This window comes from Amycolatopsis magusensis (assembly GCF_017875555.1).
Taxonomy (GTDB): Bacteria; Actinomycetota; Actinomycetes; order Mycobacteriales; family Pseudonocardiaceae; genus Amycolatopsis; species Amycolatopsis magusensis.
In genome coordinates this window covers 6,939,514-6,956,959 of sequence record NZ_JAGGMS010000001.1, presented here as the reverse complement: position 1 = coordinate 6,956,959, position 17,446 = coordinate 6,939,514, and the positions used below count along the sequence as shown (strand labels likewise).

Genomic DNA, 17,446 nt, shown 5'->3' with positions numbered 1-17,446 from the left:
TCAACTTACTGTTCATGCCAGTTCATTCGCAAGGACCGGGATATGCTGGCTCCGTGACAGTTGCCTCCCGGGGGCGGATCGACAAGCGGCAAGCGATCCTGGCCGCCGCGTTCACCGTTTTCGCCCGCCGTGGCTACGCCGAAGCCTGCGTGAAGGAGATCGCCGAGGAGGCGGGCGTCGCCAAGCCGACCGTCTACAACCACCTCAGCGACAAGGAGAACCTGTTCCGCCACGCCATCGAAGCCGCCGCCGACGAGGTGATGGCGGCCAACCTCGAGGTGGTGGAACGGCTCCGCGAACCGGGGGAGGACCTGCGCGCGACGCTGGAGGATGTGGCGCACCGCCTGGTCGAGGTGTGCTGCGACGAGCGCTCACGGTCCTTGCGGCGGCTGACCTACGGGCAGGTAGCGCGGTTTCCCGAGCTGATCGACCTGGTGCAGGCCCGGACCGCGGACAAGGTCGCCGAAGCACTGGCCGACCGGCTCGCGCGGCTTTCGCTGGCCGGGCGCCTGCGCTCCGGTGATCCTTCGGTGGCCTCGGAGCAGTTGCTCGCGCTGCTCACCGGACCGCTGGAAACCCGCTCACGGCTGGGCACGCGCGAAGTCCCCGCCGCGGAAATGCGGGCCGTGTCGGATGCGGCCGTGGACACCTTCCTGAGTGCCTACGCCGCTTGAAACCCGGGGACATCGGCGAGCGCGCTGGTAGCTTGAGAGGCAGTGACCCTCCTGCGAACGCTGCCGGTACGGGACCGTCCCGGGCGTCGCGCCTGGCTCGGCCCCCTGTCCTTGCTGCTCGCGGTCCTGTGCTGGTTCCTGCCGCTGGGCTCGGTGGCGATGGCCGCCGTGGCGATCGCCTGCGCGACCGCGTCCATCCTCACCGACCGCGAGTACCGGCTCGACTGGACCGCGGTGGCCGGTGCCTCGATCGCCGCCGGTCAGTTGTTCTTCACGGTGTTCCTGATGGCCATGGAGGCAGCCGGTCACTAGGCCCGCCCGTCGCCCACCACCACCCTCAACGGAGCTCCGCGCTAGTCAACCGGTTCGTGCAGCAGGAAGATCCCGCTGTACAACGGACGGTCCGTCCGCTGCTCATCGGTGGCGACGTACTCGTCCAGCACTTCGAGGATGCGCCGGTCCAGTTCGGCGGCCTCCTCTTCGGACAGGTGCAACGTGAACCGCTCGTACCACCGCACCGACTCCGGGCCCGCCTCCCGCAGCTCCTCCTGGAACGCGACGACCGGCGCCGACCTTGCTTCCTCGGTGTCGGCGTCGACCAGCGGCCCGTCCAGCCACCAGGTATCCGTCCCGCGGCGATACGGCTTTTCCAGCGCGCCACTCGCGCCGGTGCGGACCGGTGCCTGCTCCAGCAGCCCGGCGCCGGTGAGCTGGCGGACGTGGTAGAGCACGGTGCCCGGGTCGCGGCCCAGCCGGTCGGCCAGCTCCTTGTTGGTCAGCTCGTGCTCCCGGCACAACCGCAGGATGCGCAGGCGCAGCGGATGGCCCAGCGCCTTGACCTCCTGCGCGGTGGCGGCACGACGTTTCCGGACGGTCATGGGGGCATTTTACATCGATGGAGTTTTCTCCATCGATGTGCAAAACTCCACGAATGGTTGCACTGGGGGGTGCCTATTGGCGCCTGTGGATTTCTTCCGCGTTGTCCAATCTCGCCGACGGAGTGTTCAAGGTCGGCTTACCGCTGGTGGCCGTCAGCCTGACGCGCTCGCCCACGTTGATCGCCGGGCTGACACTGGCGCTCACGCTGCCGTGGCTGCTGTTCGCGTTGCCCGCCGGCGCGCTGGCCGACCGGCTCGACCGCCGGCGCGCGATGATCGGCGCGAACTCGGCCCGTGCCGTCCTGCTCGCGGCACTCGCGCTCACCATTTCACTCGACGTCGGCTCGATCTGGGTGCTCTACGCCATCGCGTTCGCCGTGGGCACGACCGAGACGATCTACGACACCTGCGCGCAGTCGATCCTGCCGCAGCTGGTCGGCCGCGAGCAGCTGCCCAGGGCGAACGGCCGCCTGTTCGCCGCCGAACTCACCGCCAACGAGTTCGCCGGGCCACCGCTCGCCGGGTTCCTCGTGGCGGCGGGCGCCTTCGCCGCGTTCGCCACCCCCGCCGGGTTGTGGGTGGCCGCGATCGGAGCACTGCTGCTCGTGCGCGGCTCGTTCCGGTTGCCGCGTGAGCGGCCCGCGACCCTGCGCGCCGACATCGCCGAAGGGCTGCGTTTCGTGTTGCGCGACCCGGTGCTGCGCACGATCGCGGTGATGGTCGGGGTGTTCAACTTCGCCGACAAGGCGGTCTTCGCCGTGCTGGTGCTCTACGCGGTCGGCCCGGGTTCGGCGATGGGCTTGTCGGAGCAGGCGTTCGGGTTCCTGCTCACCGCGATCGCCGCGGGCGGGCTGGTCGGTTCGCTGGCCGCCGAGTGGGCCGAACGTGTGCTCGGCAGGCGGTGGACGCTCGGGCTCGGCTACACCGCGAGCGCGGTGATGCTCGGTTTCCCGGCCGTGACCACGAATCCGTTCCTGATCGGGGCTGCTTTCCTGCTCGGTGGCATCGGGACGATGATGGTCAACGTGGTGCTGGTGTCGCTGCGCCAGCAACTCGCCCCGGCCCGCCTGCTCGGCCGCGTCAACAGCGTGCACCGGCTGCTGTCGTGGGGCACCATGCCGCTCGGCGCTGTCGCGGGCGGCCTGCTCGCCCACTGGCTCGGGCTGCCCGCGACGTTCGCCGTGATGGGCGTGCTGTCCCTGCTGCTGCTGCCGGGTCTGCGGGTGGTGACCGCGCGGCCTCAGGTGGTGGCGGTGAAGTAGTGGCCCAGGCCGAGGTCGGCGAGCAGGCCGGGGTGCTCGGGCCGCCAGCCCAGCAGCTCCTGGGTGCGGGCGCTCGAGACCGGGACGTCGAGCGGGACGATCCACGCCAGGAAGCCGAAGTGGGCCTGTGCCTGCTCGGCCGGGATGGCGGTGGCGGGCACGCCCAGGTGACGGCCGATGGCTTCGGCGATCTCCCGGAACGGGACGCCTTCGTCGGCCACCGCGTGCAGGCGTGAGCCCGCCGGTGCCTGCTCGAGCGCCAGGCGGTAGACGCGGGCGGCGTCCAGGGTGTGGACCGCGGGCCAGCGGCTGGCGCCGTCGCCGAGGTACCCGGAAACGCCGGTGGTGCGGGCGATCTCGATCAGCGACGGGACGAAGCCGGAGTGGTCCAGCGTGCTGTGCACGGTGGGCGGGAGCCGGACGAGCGAGGACCTGATCCCGCGCTCGGCGAACCCGACGACGACGTTCTCGGCGTCGACCCTGGGCGCGCCGGGCACCACGTCGTCCTCGGTGCCGAGGCGTCCCGGCACGGCACCGGCCCCGGTTCCGGAGGTACCGACGAAGGCTTTACCGGTGCCGTCGAGCGCGTCGCCGAACGCGCGCACCACGGTCAGATCGTCGTCGACGGCCCGGGCGTAGTCACCGGCGCGCATGGCCTCGTGCTTGAACGCGAGGTGGATGACCGCGTCGGCGGCGGAAGCGGCCTCGCGCAGGCCGTCCAGGTCGTCGAGATCGCCCAGCCGGGCTTCGGCGCCGAGGGCTTTCAGCGCGGTGGCCGAGGTTTCGGTACGGGCGAGGCCGACGACCTCGTGGCCGGCGGAGAGCAGTTCGGGGACGACGGCCGAGCCGAGGTGGCCGGTCGCGCCGGTGACGAAAACACGCACGGGGAGCTCCTGAGTCGGTGATGGGACTTGGTCTCATCACCGTAGCAGAGTGATGGGACCAAGTCCCGTCACGTAGACTGCGCCGATGGGCCGGTGGAAACCGAACGCGCGTGAGCGGCTGGAACGCGCCGCGATGGAGCTGTTCGTTCAGCGGGGTTACGAGAGCACCACGGTGGCGGAGATCGCCGAGCGCGCCGGCCTGACGAAGAGCACGTTCTTCCGGCACTTCTCGGACAAGCGGGAAGTGCTGTTCGGCCGGGACGAGCTGAGGCGCCTGTTCGCCGACGCGATCACCGGCGCGCCCGCCGCGGCCTCACCGATCGAGGCGGTCGTCGCGGTGTTCGACGCGCTGGCCCCCACCTTCGGCCCGGAACGGCGCGCGTGGGGCAAGCAGCGCCAAGCGGTCATCGCGGGCAACAGCGAACTCCGGGAACGCGAACTGCTCAAGCTCGCCAGCCTCGCCGAGGCGATGACCGGTGCCCTGCGGGACCGCGGCGTCCCGGACCCGGCGGCGAGCCTGGCCGCCGAACTCGGCGGCCTCGCCTTCCGCAACGCCTACGCCCGCTGGGTCGAACTACCCGCCGACGAGGACTTCGCCGTGGTCGCCCGAGAAGAACTGGACGCACTGAAGTCCGCGATGACCGCGCTCGGCTAGCTCGTCGCGAACCTGTTCCGGTGGTGTCGGTGCCGCCTCCCGTGCTCGGTATCGGCGATGCTGTGCGCGTGGAATACGTGTCCAGAGTGCCGCGACCGCCGCTGGACGGGCTGATCGACGACCTCTACTACCTGGAAGGGGTGCCGCCGTACGCCCGGCTGACGCTGCCGCCGACGCCGTCGGCGCTGCTCATCGTCAACCTCGGGGCGCCGTTCCGCATCCGCGCCGGCACCGGCATCGAGACGGCCGAGTACGCCGACGGCTGCGTGGTCACCATGCCCACCCGGGCGTTCGAGTTCGGTTACCCGCACCCGACCCGGTCCGTCGGCGTGCACGTCAAACCATGGGGGCTGGCGCCGTTCCTGCCGATGCCCGCGGCCGAGCTGTGTGACCGCCCGGTGACGCTGGAGCAGGTCTGGGGCAGGCCCGCCGTCGCCGGGCTGCGAGACCGGCTGGCCACGGCGGGCGGACCGCACGAGATGCTGACGCTGCTCGAAGAGGAACTGATGCGACGGCTGGGTGAGACCGCCGGCCTGGGCCTGGTCCGCCACACGAGCGGTGTCATCGCGGCGACCGGCGGGGCGGTGGCGATCGGCGAGCTGAGCGTGGCAGCCGGTGTCAGCAGCACCCATCTGGCACAGCGCTTCAAGGAGGTCATCGGCGTCACGCCGAAGCGGCTGGCCCGCACCCACCGCTTCACCGCCACCGTGTTCGCGATCGACCCCGCCGGGCCGATCGACTGGGGCGGCCTCGCCGGGAGCGCCGGCTACTTCGACCAGGCCCACTTCGGCCACGAGTTCCGGGCGTTCACCGGGCTCACACCGACCCGGTACCTCGAAGTCCGGCGGCGGTTCCTGCGCGAGCACCCCGGCCACGCGCTGGACGGCTGGCCGCTGCCCGCCGATTGATTTCTTACAAGAGCGGCCGCGCACGACACGCTAATTTGGGGCACCCCAAGCAGAGGAGAGCCCCGTGGGCAAGGTGGTCATGTACAGCTCGGTGTCGGTGGACGGTTTCGTCGCGGACGAGCACGACCAGCCAGGACCGCTGTTCGACTGGTTGGTCGGCGGTGACGTCCCGCTGGACGAGAGCGGCGAAGTGAAGGTGTCGCAGAGCTCCTACGACTACACCCGGGCGTACTGGGACCAGATCGGGGTTACCGTCGCCGGCCGCCACGTCTTCGACATGACGGACGGCTGGGACGGGAAGCCGCCGGGCGGGATCGACCACGTGGTCGTCGTGACGCACCGGCCGGCGCCCGAGGGCTGGGACCCCGAAGCGCCGTTCCACTTCGTCGACGGCGTCGAGGCAGCCGTGGCCAAGGCGCAGGAGCTCGCGGGCGACCGCCTGGTCGAGATCGCCGCCGGCGACGTCGGTGGCCAGGCGCTGGCCGCGGGCCTGGTCGACGAGGTGCGCATGGACGTCGTCCCCGTGGTGTTCGGTTCCGGCAAGCGCTACTTCGGCTCGGTCGACGCGCAGCACCTGCTGGAGAATCCCGACCTGGTGGTCCAGGGCGACCGGGTGCTGCACCTGCGTTATCGGGTGCGCCGCTGACGGACAGCGCCTAATCCGTCGCCGGCCGGCGGAACTGGGCGGCGTAGAGGCGGTGGTAGGCGCCTTCGGCGGCGAGCAGCCCGGCGTGCGTGCCCTGTTCGACGATGCGGCCCGCTTCCATCACCAGGATCAGGTCGGCGTCGCGGATGGTGGACAGGCGGTGCGCGATGACGAAGCTGGTGCGGTTCGACCGCAGCGCCGCCATCGCGTGCTGCACCAACGACTCGGTGCGCGTGTCCACCGAGCTGGTCGCCTCGTCCAGGATCAGCAGCGACGGGTCGGCCAGGAACGCCCGCGCGATGGTCAGCAGCTGCTTCTCCCCGGCGCTGATGTTCGTGCCGTCGTCGTCGATCACCGTGTCGTAGCCCTCGGGCAGGCTGCGCACGAACCGGTCGACGAAGGTCGCCTTCGCCGCCGCCTGGATCTCCTCCTCGGTGGCCCCCGGTTTGCCGTAGGCGATGTTGTCGCGGATGGTGCCGCCGAACAGCCAGGTGTCCTGCAGCACCATGCCGATCTGCCCGCGCAGCCCGGCCCGGTCGAACCGGGTGATGTCGGTGTGGTCGAGGGTGATCCGGCCCGCGTCCAGCTCGTAGAACCGCATGATCAGGTTCACCAGCGTGGTCTTGCCCGCGCCGGTCGGCCCGACCACGGCCACGGTCTGCCCCGGTTCCGCGACCAGCGACAGGTCCTCGATCAGCGGGGTGTCCGGCTCGTACCGGAAACCCACCCGCTCGAACTCGACACGTCCCCGCCGCTGCGCGGGACGCTCCGGCTCGGCCGGGTCGGGCTCCTGCTCCTCGGCGTCGAGCAGTTCGAACACCCGCTCCGCCGACGCCACGCCGGACTGCAGCAGGTTCGCCATCGACGCCGCCTGCGTCAGCGGCTGGGAGAACTGGCGCGAGTACTGCAGGAACGCCTGCACGTCACCGATGGTCATCGCGCCGGTGGTCACCCGGAGCCCGCCGATCACCGCGAGCGCGAGGTAGCTCAGGTTCGACAGGAACATCATCGACGGCATGATGATGCCGGAGACGAACTGCGCGCCGAGGCTGGCGCCGAAGAGCTTTTCGTTGCGGTCGCGGAACTCTTCCTCCACCTCCGCGCGGCGGCCGAACGCGGTGACCAGCTCGTGCCCGGAGAAGGTCTCCTCGATCTGCGCGTTGAGCGCCCCGGTGTCCTTCCACTGCGCGATGAACAGCTTCTGCGACCGCTTGCCGATCACCCGGGTGATCACGATGGACAGCGGTACCGCGAGCAGCGCGACCAGCGCCAGCAGCGGGGAGATGACCAGCATCATCACCAGCACGCCGAGCACGGTCAGCACCGCGGACAGCAGCTGGCTCAGCGTCTGCAGCAGGGTCTGCGCGATGTTGTCGATGTCGTTGGTGACGCGGCTGAGCAGCTCGCCGCGCGGCTGCCGGTCGTAGTACCGCAGCGGCAGCCGGTGCAGCTTGTCCTCGATCTCGGCACGCAGCCGGAAGACGAAGCGCTGCACCACGTTGTTGAGCAGCCGCCCCTGCGCCAGCGCGAACACCGACGACGCCAGGTAGAGGCCGAGCACCCAGCCGAGCACCTGGCCGAGCGCGGCGAAGTCCAGCGCGCCGCGCTGCACCCCGGCGATCACCACGTCCGTGGCGTGCCCGAGCACCTTCGGCCCGGCCACCGACAACGCGACGCTGGCGACGCCGAGCGCGATGATCACCAGCAGCAGCGGGCGTTCCCCGCGCAGCCGCCCGAGCAGGCGCTTCGCCGAGGCGGTGAAGTTCTCGGCCTTGCTGCCGGGCGCGCCCATGGCCGGCGCGCGGCCGAACAGCGAGCCGCCCTGCGGCTGAGGTGCGCGGGTCGTGGTGGGGGCGCTCATGCCGCGGGCTCCGGGGTCAGCTGGGACTGGACGATCTCGAGGTAGGTGGGGCAGCTGTCGAGCAGTTCGGTGTGCGTGCCGCGGCCGACCACCGAACCGTTCTCCAGCACCAGGATCTGCTCGGCATCGAGCACAGTGGACACCCGCTGGGCGACCACGATGACCGCGGCGTCGGCGGTGTGCGGGCGCAACGCGGTGCGCAGGGCGGCGTCGGTGGCCAGGTCGAGCGCGGAGAAGGAGTCGTCGAACAGGTAGATCTCCGGCTTGCGCACCAGCGCGCGGGCGATCGAAAGCCGCTGGCGCTGCCCGCCGGAGACGTTCGTGCCGCCCTGGGTGATCGGCGCGTCGAGCCCGCCCTTCATCGCTTCGACGAACTCGCGGGCCTGCGCGACTTCCAGCGCCTCCCACAGTTCTTCGTCGGTGGCGTCGGGCTTGCCGTAGCGCAGGTTGCTCGCCACCGTGCCGGTGAACAGGTACGGCCGCTGCGGCACCAGGCCGATCCGGCCGCGCAGCAGGGCGGGGTCGAGCTGCCGCACGTCGACGCCGTCCACCAGGAGGGTGCCGCCGGTGACGTCGAGCAGGCGCGGGATCAGCGACATCAGCGTGGTCTTCCCGGCACCCGTGCTGCCGACGATCGCCGTGGTCTTCCCGGCCTCCGCGCGGAAGGAAACCCCGCGCAGCACCGGATCGGCGGCGCCGGGGTAACGCAGTTCGACGTCGCGGAACTCCACCTCGCCGTGCGTGCGCACCTCGTGCACCGGGTTTTCCGGTGGCAGCACGGAGGAATCGGTCTCCAGCACTTCGACGATCCGCTCGGCGCAGACCGACGCGCGCGGGATCATCGTGGCGATGAAGGTCACCATCATCACCGCGGTCAGGATCAGCATCAGGTAGCTGAGGAAGGCGACCATGGCGCCGACCTGGAGGTGCCCCTCGGCTATCCGGTGCGCGCCGAACCAGACCACGGCCACGCTGGAGGCGTTGAGCACCAGCATCACGATCGGGAACAGCAGCGCCTGCAACCGGCCCACGCGCAACGCGGTGTCGGTCAGCGCGCCGTTCGCCTCGGCGAACCGCCGCGTCTCCACCGGTTCACGGACGAACGCGCGGACCACGCGGATGCCGGACAGCTGCTCGCGCAGTACCCGGTTCACCGTGTCGATGCGGTCCTGCATGACGCGGAAGCGCGGCACCATGCGGACGATGATCAGGCCCATCGCGATCAGCAGCACCGGCACCGCGACCAGCATCAGCCACGACAGCCCGGCGTCCTCGCGGATCGCCAGCACGATGCCGCCGACGGAGGTGATCGGCGCGGTGACCAGCATCGTGCAGGCCACCACCACCAGCATCTGCACCTGCTGCACGTCGTTGGTGTTGCGGGTGATCAGCGAGGCGGCGCCGAACCCGGCGACCTCCCTGGCGGAGAACCGGCCCGCCCGGTGGAACAGCGCGGCGCGCACGTCCCGGCCGAAGCTCATCGCCACCCGGGCGCCGAGGTAGACCGCGCCGGTCGAGCAGACGATCTGCACCAGGGTGACCGCCAGCATCCAGCCGCCGGTGCGCAGGATGTACCCGGTGTCGCCGGTGGCCACGCCCTGGTCGATGATGTCGGCGTTGAGGCTGGGCAGGTACAGCGACCCCATGGTGCCGAACAACTGCAGCAGCACCAACCCGCCCAGCTCGCGCCGGTACGGCCGCAGGTGACCGCGCAGGAGACGACTCAGCACCCGAAACCCCCAGAAGAAACGTTCCGTATCTAACCGCGCCAGGCTACAGTGCGCGTCCAGGAACGCAACCGGGATAAAAGGGGCGCTGTGGCAGAGCCGAGGTCGCGCCGCCGGGGGGAACACCTCGAGCAGGCGATCTTCGAGGCGGTGTGGGCGGAGCTGCTGGAGGTCGGGTACGCCAAGCTCACCATGGAGGCGGTGGCCGCCAGGGCCGGGACCAGCAAACCGGTGCTCTACCGCCGGTGGGCCGGGCGCGCCGAGCTGGTGCTGGCCGCCTGGCGGCAGCGGCTCCCGGACTCGTTCGAACTGCCGGACACCGGCACCCTCCCCGGCGACCTGAAGGAGATGCTCCGCCGGTCCCTGCGCCGGTTCGAGGACTGCGCGCCGGACCTGCTGGCCGGTCTGGCCACCGAGACCTTCCGCGATCCCGAGGTGTTCGCCCTGCTGCGCAAGCAGATCGCCAAGGCCGGGCCCGGGCTCGCCTTCGAGGCGCTGATCCGGCGCGCGGTCGAGCGCGGTGAGCTCGCCGAGCCGCGGCTGAGCCCCGGCGTGCTCTCCGTGCCGCTGGACCTGATCCGCGCCGACGCGGTGATCTACGGCAGGCAGCTCAGCGAGGAGCGGATCGGCGAAATCGTCGACGACATCTTCGTGCCGTTGCTGCGTGGCCTCGCCCGTTAGTGACCGATCACAAATACCGGCCGGGGACTCTGGAGAGATTCCCACCGCCGCCGAGCCGTGCCGCCCGCAGGATGGTGAGCAAACAACGGCGTTTCGGAGGTCGGGATGGCAGTGGTCAAGCGGATGACGGCGGGGCTCGCGGCGGCAGCGGCACTGACGGGGGTGGCGGCGGTACCCGCGCAGGCGGCGGAAGAACTGGAGTACGTCGCGCTCGGCGATTCGGCCGCGGCCGGGCCGCTCATCCCGGACCAGGACCCCAACCTGCTGTGCCTGCGCTCGGACCGCGACTACCCGGCGCTCGTGGCCGAGGCCCTCGGCGCGCGGCTGACCGACGTGACCTGCTCGGGCGCGACCACCGACGACCTGGCGTCACCGCGCCTCGGGGTGCTGGCGCCGCAGTTCGACGCGTTGAGCGAGGACACCGACCTGGTGACGATCACCATCGGTGCCAACGATTCCGGCCTCTTCCAGCACGCGCTCAGCTGCATCAACCTGCTGCCCGAACCGGTCGGGCTGTCGTGCGCGGACCGGCTCACCGCGGGGGGTGAGGACACGATCGGGGAGGCCGTCGAAGCGTGGGCGCCCGAGTTCGGCGCCGCACTCGACGAGGTGGCGCGCCGGGCGCCGGAGGCGAAGGTCGTGGTCACCGGCTACGGCACCTACATCCGGCACAACGGCTGCTACCCGGTCCAGCCGGTGTGGGCGCGTGACGCGAACTACCTGCAGGGCGTGATGGACAAGGTCAGCGCGGTGGCCAGGGACGCGGCCGAGGCGCGTGGCGCCGAGTTCGTCGACTTCGCCGAAGTGACCGTGGGGCACGACATCTGCGCCGCGCCGAAGGACCGCTACCTCGAAGGCTTGATCCCGGTCAACGTGGCCGCGCCGCTGCACCCGAACGCCCGCGGCATGGCCGCCTTCGCCGACGCCGTCACCACGGCGGCGACTGACGAGAGGCGGTGAGGGCGGCTCGGAGTAGGGCGACATCGCTGACCCGGGTGGGATCGAGGCCGGTCAGCCCGGTGATCCGGCGGAGCCGGTAGTCGACGGTGTTCGGGTGGACGTGCAACTCGGTCGCGGTCGGCCGCCGGCTGCCGTGCCGCAGATAGGTCTCCAGGGTGCGCACCAGTTCGCCGTTGCCGGACAGGGGCGCGAGCATCGCCGACAGCCGGTCGAGCGCGGCGCCCGGGCGTGACATCTGGTACTCCAGCAGCACGTCGTCGAGCTGGTAGAGCCCGGGCGCCCGGCCGGAAGTCCGGGCCACCCGGAGCACTTCCCTGGCGAGCGTGGCCGCCGCGGGGACGTCCGCCGGTTCGGCGGCGGCCGCCCCCGCGGTGATCTCGGCGCCCGCCGCCCGGCTGACGTCGGCGAGGATCCGCGTGAGCCGGGGCCAGTCCGGAGTGGACGTGTCCGGGACGAGCGCGATTCCGCCCTCGGGCGTGAGCGAGGACAGCACCGGATCGCGGATCTGCCGTTCGAGTTCTACGCGCAGCCGCCGGAGCTTGCGGCGGCCCGCGACCATCGGATCGACCCCGTCGGCGGATTCGTCGGCGTGCGCCCCGATTTCCAGGGCCAGCACGGCGTACCCGGGCGGCAGCCGCAGGCCGCCGGCGACCGGGGGCGTGCCGTCGAGCAGCGCCGAAAGCAGCGTGTGCCGCGCGGACCGCTCGTCGTCGAAGACCGCCTGGCGCTCGTCGAGGTACCCGGCGCCGACCGCGGGCGTGACCAGTTCCAGGTAACGCAGCGCCAGCGCGTTCACCGCCATCACGTCGTCCACCTCGGCCGGGCGCACTTCGCCGGTCAGCGACTCCCAGACCACCTGGATGCCGATGTGGTAGGCGGTGAGCACGATGTCGATCGGGATGCCCTCCTCCGCCCGGCGGGCCGCCGACTCGCGCAGGAAGTCGAGTTCGGCCTGGGCGGGCAGGGCGCGGGTGCGCAGCACCGCGGTGAACGACCGCAGGTTCTGCTCGATGACCTTGGTGATGTCGCCGCTCAGTTCCTCGGCGGGCAGCAGGCGGTAGGCGGGCACGCGCGCGGTGACCGCGGCGAGCACCATCCCGGTGTACGCGGCCAGCCCCTCGGTCAGCCGTTCGTGCAGCGGCCTGCCCCCGACGACGAGCGGAGCGGTCTTGTTACCCATCACAACAGCCTAGGCTCGCCGAGGTGCTGGTACGCGATGAAGCCGGGAACGCGCTGCTCGGATTCCACGGCGATCTACGGCTACGGCCCCTGCCGCTCGCGCTCGTGGTGGTCGAATCCGGCGGGCTGGTGCTGATGATGCTGAACGCGTTCCGGCGGACGTGGGAACTGCCCGGCGGCATGCTCGAACCGGGGGAGTCGCCGGCGGAAGCCGCGTTGCGCGAACTGGCGGAGGAGACCGGGATCCGGGCCACCGCGGCCGAGTTCGCCACGGTGGCCGAATTCGCACTGGTGGCCCCGGTCCGGCGGGAGTACGGGGCGGTCTACCGGCTGGCGCCGCCGGAGCGACCCCGCCCGGAACCCAGCGAGGAAGCACTCGACTTCCGCTGGTGGGACCCGGCGGCCCCGGTCCCGGAGGGCATGAGCCCGCTGGACGCCGCCATCGCCCGTCACACGACGTCGATCGAGGGACCTAGCCGATGTTGACCATCCACTGGGTGCCGAAACGGTCTTCGCAGGCGCCGAACTCGTCGCCCCACATCTGCTTCTCCAGCGGGACCGAGACCGTGCCACCGGCGGAGAGCTTTTCCCAGTAGCCGTGCAACTCGGCGGAATCGTCGCCGCTGAGGCTTATCGAGATGTTCGTTCCCGGCTTGTATTCCATGCCTTCCGGGGTGTCGGCACCCATCAGCGCGAACCCGTTCGGGGCCTCCAGCAGGGCGTGCATGATCTTGTCCGCGTCGGGGCCTTCCGGGGCGCCGAACTCACCGAACGTGTTCAGCGTCAGTGCGCCGCCGAACACTTCGCGGTAGAACTGCATCGCCTCTCTGGCGGTACCGTCGAAGCTGAGATAGGGGTTGAGCCGACTGGGCATCAGGTGCTCCTCTGTTCGCCAACGGGGCGCCATACTCGCAGATCAGCGCGGGCGTGGACAACGCTCGATCCGGTAACGACAGCGGGGCCCATTCTTCGCGGACTGATCTGTCAGCGAAAAACCGCCGTTACGGCATTCGGTCGGTTTTTCACCCGGGCGCGGGGGAAATGGGGGCGGCGTCGCTAGCCTGGCTGGCCCCATCCACCGCCCGCACGAGGAGTGTCATGACTACGGCCCGTGAAGCGCCGGACATCCTTTCCGCCGAATTCGCCGCGAATCCGTACGCGGCCTACCGGATCATGCTGGAAGAACGGCCGCTGATCTGGCACGAGGCCATGGAGAGCTACATCGTTTCGCGGTACGAGGACGTCGAGCGGGCGTTCAAGGAACCGGTCTTCACCACCGGCAACTACGACTGGCAACTGGAACCGGTGCACGGCAGGACGATCCTGCAGCTGAGCGGGCGTGAGCACGCGACCCGCCGGGCGCTGATCGCCCCGGCGTTCCGCGGCAGCGAACTGGAGCACAAGTTCCGCCCGGTCATCGAAGCGAACGCGCGGCGGCTGATCGACGCTTTCCGCGACCGCGGTTCCGCCGACCTGGTCACCGAATTCGCCCGCCGGTTCCCGATCGGCGTGATCGTCGACATGCTCGGGCTCGATCCCGCGGACCACGACCGGTTCCAGCGCTGGTACACCTCGATCATCGCCTTCCTCGGCAACCTGGGCCAGGACCCGGAAATCGCCGCCGACGGCATGCGCACGCGCGCGGAGTTCGCCGAGTACATGATCCCGGTGATCCAGCGGCGCCGGGAAAACCTCGGCGACGACCTGCTCTCGACCCTGTGCGCGGCCGAGGTCGACGGCACGAAGATGAGCGACGAGGACATCAAGGCGTTCTGCAGCCTGCTGCTCGCGGCCGGCGGCGAGACCACGGACAAGGCCATCGCGAGCATCTTCAAGAACCTGCTGGAGCACCCGGACCAGCTCGCCGCGGTGCGGGCGGACCGGAGCCTGATCCCGAAGGCGTTCGCCGAAACCCTGCGCTACACCCCGCCGGTGCACATGATCATGCGCCAGCCCGCCGAGGACATCGAACTCGGCGGCGGTGTCATCCCGGCGGGCAGCACCATCACCTGCCTGATCGGCGCGGCGAACCGCGACCCCCGCCGGTTCGCCGACCCGGACCGGTTCGACATCTTCCGCACCGACCTGCCGACCCAGACGGCCTTCTCGGCGGCGGCGAGCCACCTGTCGTTCGCGCTGGGCCGCCACTTCTGCGTGGGCGCTTTGCTGGCGAAAACCGAGGTGGAGGTCGGCATGAACCAACTGCTGGACGCGATGCCGGACGTCCGCTTCGACGAGCACGGCCCCCATACCGAAGAAGGCGTCTTCACCAGAGGCCCAGCCTCACTACAAGTCCGCTTCACCCCAACCCCCTAACCCCCACGTTCAAACCCCGAACCCCACGTTCAGGAAGCCGAGTGCGACATTCGGGAACCCGAAACCCACGTTGAGAAAGCCGAACCCCACGTTCAGGAACCCCAACCCCACGTTCGGGCAGCCGAACCCCACACTCGCGAACCTGAAACCCACGTTCAGGAAGTCGAACCCCGCGTTAGGGAAGCCGAGTGCGACATTCGGGAACCTGAAACCCACGTTGACGAAGCCGAACCCCGCGTTCGGAAGCCGAGTGCCACACATCCGGGAGGCCTGACTCCCCGCTCGGGCGGTGTCTGACCCTCCCGATCACCGAGGCTTCCGGGCCACGAGTGTGGAACCCGCCTGCCCGAGTGTGGGATTCAGGTGCCCGAATGTGGAACTCGGCTACGTGAAGGTGGGGTTCGGCTACCCGAGTGTGCAACTCGGGTGCTTGAGTGTGTGACTCGGGTGCCTGGGCGTGGGGAGGCTGGGGATGTTGGGGAGGGAATAGTTCGCGCGCGCTTGACACGGGGGCGATACTGGAGGTTCGGCGAATGCCGAGAAGAAGGAATGTGGCCATTCCTACAACTTCAGTATAAAGGGCAAGGGGGAGCTTTGTCAAACGCGAGGCACGCCGCCGAATTGCGGGCCGAACGCGAATACATCGCGTTCCTGTACCGGCGGCTCGCGACCGAACGCGGCGAAGCCACCGGCGAGCTGACGCACGTGCTCCGGGACAGCTCGGACGCCGACAACGAGGCGCGGTGGCAGCGGGAAGTGGCGTTCAACGCGGTCGCCGGGCGGGTCAGCGGCCTGCGCGTGGCGGACCACGGGCTCTGCTTCGGCCGCCTGGACCACCTCGACGGCGGGCATCAGCACATCGGCCGCATCGGCCTGTTCGACGAGGAAGCGGACTACGAACCACTGCTGCTGGACTGGCGGGCCCCGGCCGCGCGGCCGTTCTACTGCGCCACCGCGGCCACCCCGGAGGGTGTCCGCCGCCGCAGGCACTTCCACACCCGCGGCCGCGAGGTCCTGGACTTCCACGACGACGAACTGGACGGCGGCGACCAGAACGGGGACACCGCGCTGCTCGCCGCGCTCGACGCGCCACGCGAAGAGACCATGCGCGACATCGTCGCCACCATCCAGGCCGAGCAGGACGAGATCATCCGGCTCGACCACCAGGGCGTGGTGGTCATCCAGGGCGCGGCCGGCACCGGGAAGACCGCGGTCGCGCTGCACCGCGTCGCCTACCTGCTCTACACGCGCCGCGAACGGCTGTCCCGCAGCGGCGTGCTGATCGTCGGCCCCAACCCGGGCTTCCTGCGCTACATCGGGGAAGTGCTCCCGTCGCTGGGGGAGACCGACGTCGTGTTCGCCACGCCGGGCGAGCTGTTCCCCGGCGTGACCACCACGGCGCGCGAACCGTCGGCGGAGGCCGAGCGGGTCAAGGGCTCGGCGCTCATGGTCGACGTGCTGGCTGCCGCCGTCGCGGACCGCCAGCGCGTGCCGGAGGAGCCGATCGGCATCGAACTCGACGACGTGACGGTGCCGCTCGACGCCGGGATCGCGGGCCGGGCAAGGGGACTGGCCAGGGCGGGCGGGTTGCCGCACAACGAAGCCAGGTCCGTTTTCCACCGCGCCCTGATCGCCGGGCTCGCGGAGGCCGCGGTGCGGCAGATCGGCGAAGGGTGGCTCACCGCTGAGGATCGTGCGCTCCGGGCCGATCTCCTCGACGACGTGCGCCGGGAACTCGCGGGCAGCCTGGACCTCGCGGCCGCGGTGGACGAGCTGTGGCCGGAGCTGACCCCGCAGAAATTGCTGGCGGACTTCTTCGGTTCCCGCGAACGGCTGGAGGCCGCGAAGGGCCTGCTTTCCCCAGACGAACGGGAAGCCTTGTTCCGACCGCAAGGCGACGCCTGGACGATCTCGGACGCGCCGCTGCTCGACGAGGCGGTCGAATTCCTGGGTGTCGACCGATCGGCGGAACGCCGCGCGGAACGGCGCCGCCGGGCCAGTGCCGAGTACGCCCGCGAGGTGCTGGGGCTGATGGAACTGGACCGAGCGGACGAGGTCGACGACTTCGAACTCGTCGCGTCCGATGTGGTCGACGCCGAGCGCCTGGCCGAGCGGGCCGAGGAACGCGACGAGCGAGACCTGGCCGAACGCGCCGCCGAAGATCGCGAATGGACCTACGGGCACGTCGTGGTCGACGAGGCGCAGGAACTGTCCGCAATGGACTGGCGGGTGCTGATGCGCCGCTGCCCGCGCCGCTCGTTCACCGTCGTCGGCGACCTCGCGCAGCGGCAGTCGGCGGCGGGCGCGCGCTCCTGGGCGGAACCGCTGGCGCCCTACGTCCAGGACCGGTGGCTCTACCGGCGGCTCACCGTCAACTACCGCACGCCCGCCGAGATCATGGCGGTCGCCGCGGGCGCACTGGCCGAAGTGGACCCCACGCTGGAGGTCCCGGAATCGGTGCGCAGCAACGGGATCCGGCCGTGGGCGCAGCGGGTCGCCCCGGAGGAGCTGGCCGAAGCGGTGGCCGCGGCCCGCCGCGAACTCGGGGCGGGCGAGGGCTCGGTCGCGGTCATCGCCCCGCCGGGGCTGGCGCTGGAGGGCCCGGTGCTGACCCCGATGCAGACCAAGGGCCTGGAGTTCGACGCCGTGCTCCTGGTCGATCCCCAGCGCTTCGCGGGCGCCTCGGAACTCTACGTCGCACTGACCCGGCCGACGCAGCGGCTCGGCGTCCTGCACACCGAACCGCTGCCCGCCTACCTCACCGGCCTGGCCGACCGGGTCACCACGACCAGGTGAGCCGGGCGGCCTTCTTCGC

The 17,446-nt window shown here is 70.6% G+C and carries 17 protein-coding genes; 11 read left to right on the top strand and 6 right to left on the bottom strand.

What is annotated here, in order from left to right:
• The first annotated feature begins 53 nt into the window (after positions 1-53).
• Positions 54-674, top strand: a complete 621-nt coding sequence (locus JOM49_RS30910) for a TetR/AcrR family transcriptional regulator (RefSeq protein WP_282773304.1) — start codon at positions 54-56, stop codon at positions 672-674.
• 42 nt (positions 675-716) lie between these two features.
• On the top strand, positions 717-986 hold the full coding sequence (locus JOM49_RS30905; RefSeq protein WP_209667698.1) for a hypothetical protein: 270 nt from the start codon (positions 717-719) through the stop codon (positions 984-986).
• 41 nt (positions 987-1,027) lie between these two features.
• Here the strand turns inward: JOM49_RS30905 and JOM49_RS30900 are convergent, their stop codons facing one another.
• Entirely contained in the window at positions 1,028-1,552 is a 525-nt protein-coding gene (locus JOM49_RS30900; RefSeq protein ID WP_209667697.1) for a winged helix-turn-helix domain-containing protein, read from the bottom strand.
• A 53-nt stretch (positions 1,553-1,605) separates the two neighbouring features.
• Between JOM49_RS30900 and JOM49_RS30895 the strand changes: the two genes are divergently transcribed.
• Complete coding sequence (locus JOM49_RS30895) at positions 1,606-2,814, top strand: MFS transporter (RefSeq protein WP_209667696.1); 1,209 nt, start codon at positions 1,606-1,608, stop codon at positions 2,812-2,814.
• Here JOM49_RS30895 and JOM49_RS30890 read toward each other — a convergent pair.
• Positions 2,793-3,698, bottom strand: a complete 906-nt coding sequence (locus tag JOM49_RS30890; RefSeq protein WP_209667695.1) for an SDR family oxidoreductase — start codon at positions 3,696-3,698, stop codon at positions 2,793-2,795. The two genes, JOM49_RS30895 and JOM49_RS30890, sit on opposite strands and share 22 nt — an antisense overlap.
• 85 nt (positions 3,699-3,783) lie before the next feature.
• Between JOM49_RS30890 and JOM49_RS30885 the strand changes: the two genes are divergently transcribed.
• From JOM49_RS30885 to JOM49_RS30875, 3 genes are all read left to right on the top strand, one after another.
• Entirely contained in the window at positions 3,784-4,353 is a 570-nt protein-coding gene (locus tag JOM49_RS30885) for a TetR/AcrR family transcriptional regulator (protein WP_209667694.1), read from the top strand.
• Positions 4,354-4,439: 86 nt separating this feature from the next.
• Positions 4,440-5,261 (top strand): helix-turn-helix domain-containing protein, encoded by an 822-nt coding sequence (locus JOM49_RS30880; RefSeq protein WP_209671799.1) that lies wholly within the window; start codon positions 4,440-4,442, stop codon positions 5,259-5,261.
• Between the two features lie 64 nt (positions 5,262-5,325).
• Positions 5,326-5,907 carry a dihydrofolate reductase family protein gene (locus JOM49_RS30875; RefSeq protein ID WP_209667693.1) on the top strand — a complete coding sequence of 194 codons (582 nt, stop codon included), beginning with the start codon at positions 5,326-5,328 and terminating at the stop codon, positions 5,905-5,907.
• 10 nt (positions 5,908-5,917) lie between these two features.
• On the opposite strand, the gene JOM49_RS30870 is transcribed toward JOM49_RS30875, so the two are convergent.
• Positions 5,918-7,768: an ABC transporter ATP-binding protein gene (locus JOM49_RS30870; RefSeq protein WP_209667692.1), complete on the bottom strand. Its 1,851-nt coding sequence runs from the start codon at positions 7,766-7,768 to the stop codon at positions 5,918-5,920.
• Entirely contained in the window at positions 7,765-9,498 is a 1,734-nt protein-coding gene (locus JOM49_RS30865) for an ABC transporter ATP-binding protein (RefSeq protein ID WP_209667691.1), read from the bottom strand. Before JOM49_RS30865 ends, JOM49_RS30870 begins: the two co-directional genes overlap by 4 nt.
• A gap of 87 nt (positions 9,499-9,585) precedes the next feature.
• Between JOM49_RS30865 and JOM49_RS30860 the strand changes: the two genes are divergently transcribed.
• Both JOM49_RS30860 and JOM49_RS30855 read left to right on the top strand, forming a co-directional pair.
• Complete coding sequence (locus JOM49_RS30860; protein ID WP_209667690.1) at positions 9,586-10,176, top strand: TetR/AcrR family transcriptional regulator; 591 nt, start codon at positions 9,586-9,588, stop codon at positions 10,174-10,176.
• 105 nt (positions 10,177-10,281) lie between these two features.
• Positions 10,282-11,136 carry an SGNH/GDSL hydrolase family protein gene (locus tag JOM49_RS30855; protein ID WP_245369532.1) on the top strand — a complete coding sequence of 285 codons (855 nt, stop codon included), beginning with the start codon at positions 10,282-10,284 and terminating at the stop codon, positions 11,134-11,136.
• On the opposite strand, the gene JOM49_RS30850 is transcribed toward JOM49_RS30855, so the two are convergent.
• A complete protein-coding gene (locus tag JOM49_RS30850; RefSeq protein WP_209667689.1) occupies positions 11,105-12,316 on the bottom strand; it encodes a PucR family transcriptional regulator in 1,212 nt (403 codons plus the stop codon). The genes JOM49_RS30855 and JOM49_RS30850 overlap by 32 nt on opposite strands.
• A 23-nt stretch (positions 12,317-12,339) precedes the next feature.
• On the opposite strand from JOM49_RS30850, the gene JOM49_RS30845 reads away from it, so the two are divergent.
• Positions 12,340-12,801 carry an NUDIX hydrolase gene (locus JOM49_RS30845; protein ID WP_209667688.1) on the top strand — a complete coding sequence of 154 codons (462 nt, stop codon included), beginning with the start codon at positions 12,340-12,342 and terminating at the stop codon, positions 12,799-12,801.
• Here the strand turns inward: JOM49_RS30845 and JOM49_RS30840 are convergent.
• Positions 12,788-13,189, bottom strand: coding sequence for a VOC family protein (locus JOM49_RS30840; protein ID WP_209667687.1), 402 nt, complete (start codon positions 13,187-13,189; stop codon positions 12,788-12,790). The two genes, JOM49_RS30845 and JOM49_RS30840, sit on opposite strands and share 14 nt — an antisense overlap.
• Before the next feature lie 224 nt (positions 13,190-13,413).
• Here JOM49_RS30840 and JOM49_RS30835 point away from each other — a divergent pair, with 224 nt between their 5' ends.
• Positions 13,414-14,631 (top strand): cytochrome P450, encoded by a 1,218-nt coding sequence (locus JOM49_RS30835; RefSeq protein ID WP_209667686.1) that lies wholly within the window; start codon positions 13,414-13,416, stop codon positions 14,629-14,631.
• 594 nt (positions 14,632-15,225) lie between these two features.
• Entirely contained in the window at positions 15,226-17,427 is a 2,202-nt protein-coding gene (locus JOM49_RS30830; RefSeq protein ID WP_245369531.1) for a helicase domain-containing protein, read from the top strand.
• Positions 17,428-17,446: the final 19 nt, after the last annotated feature.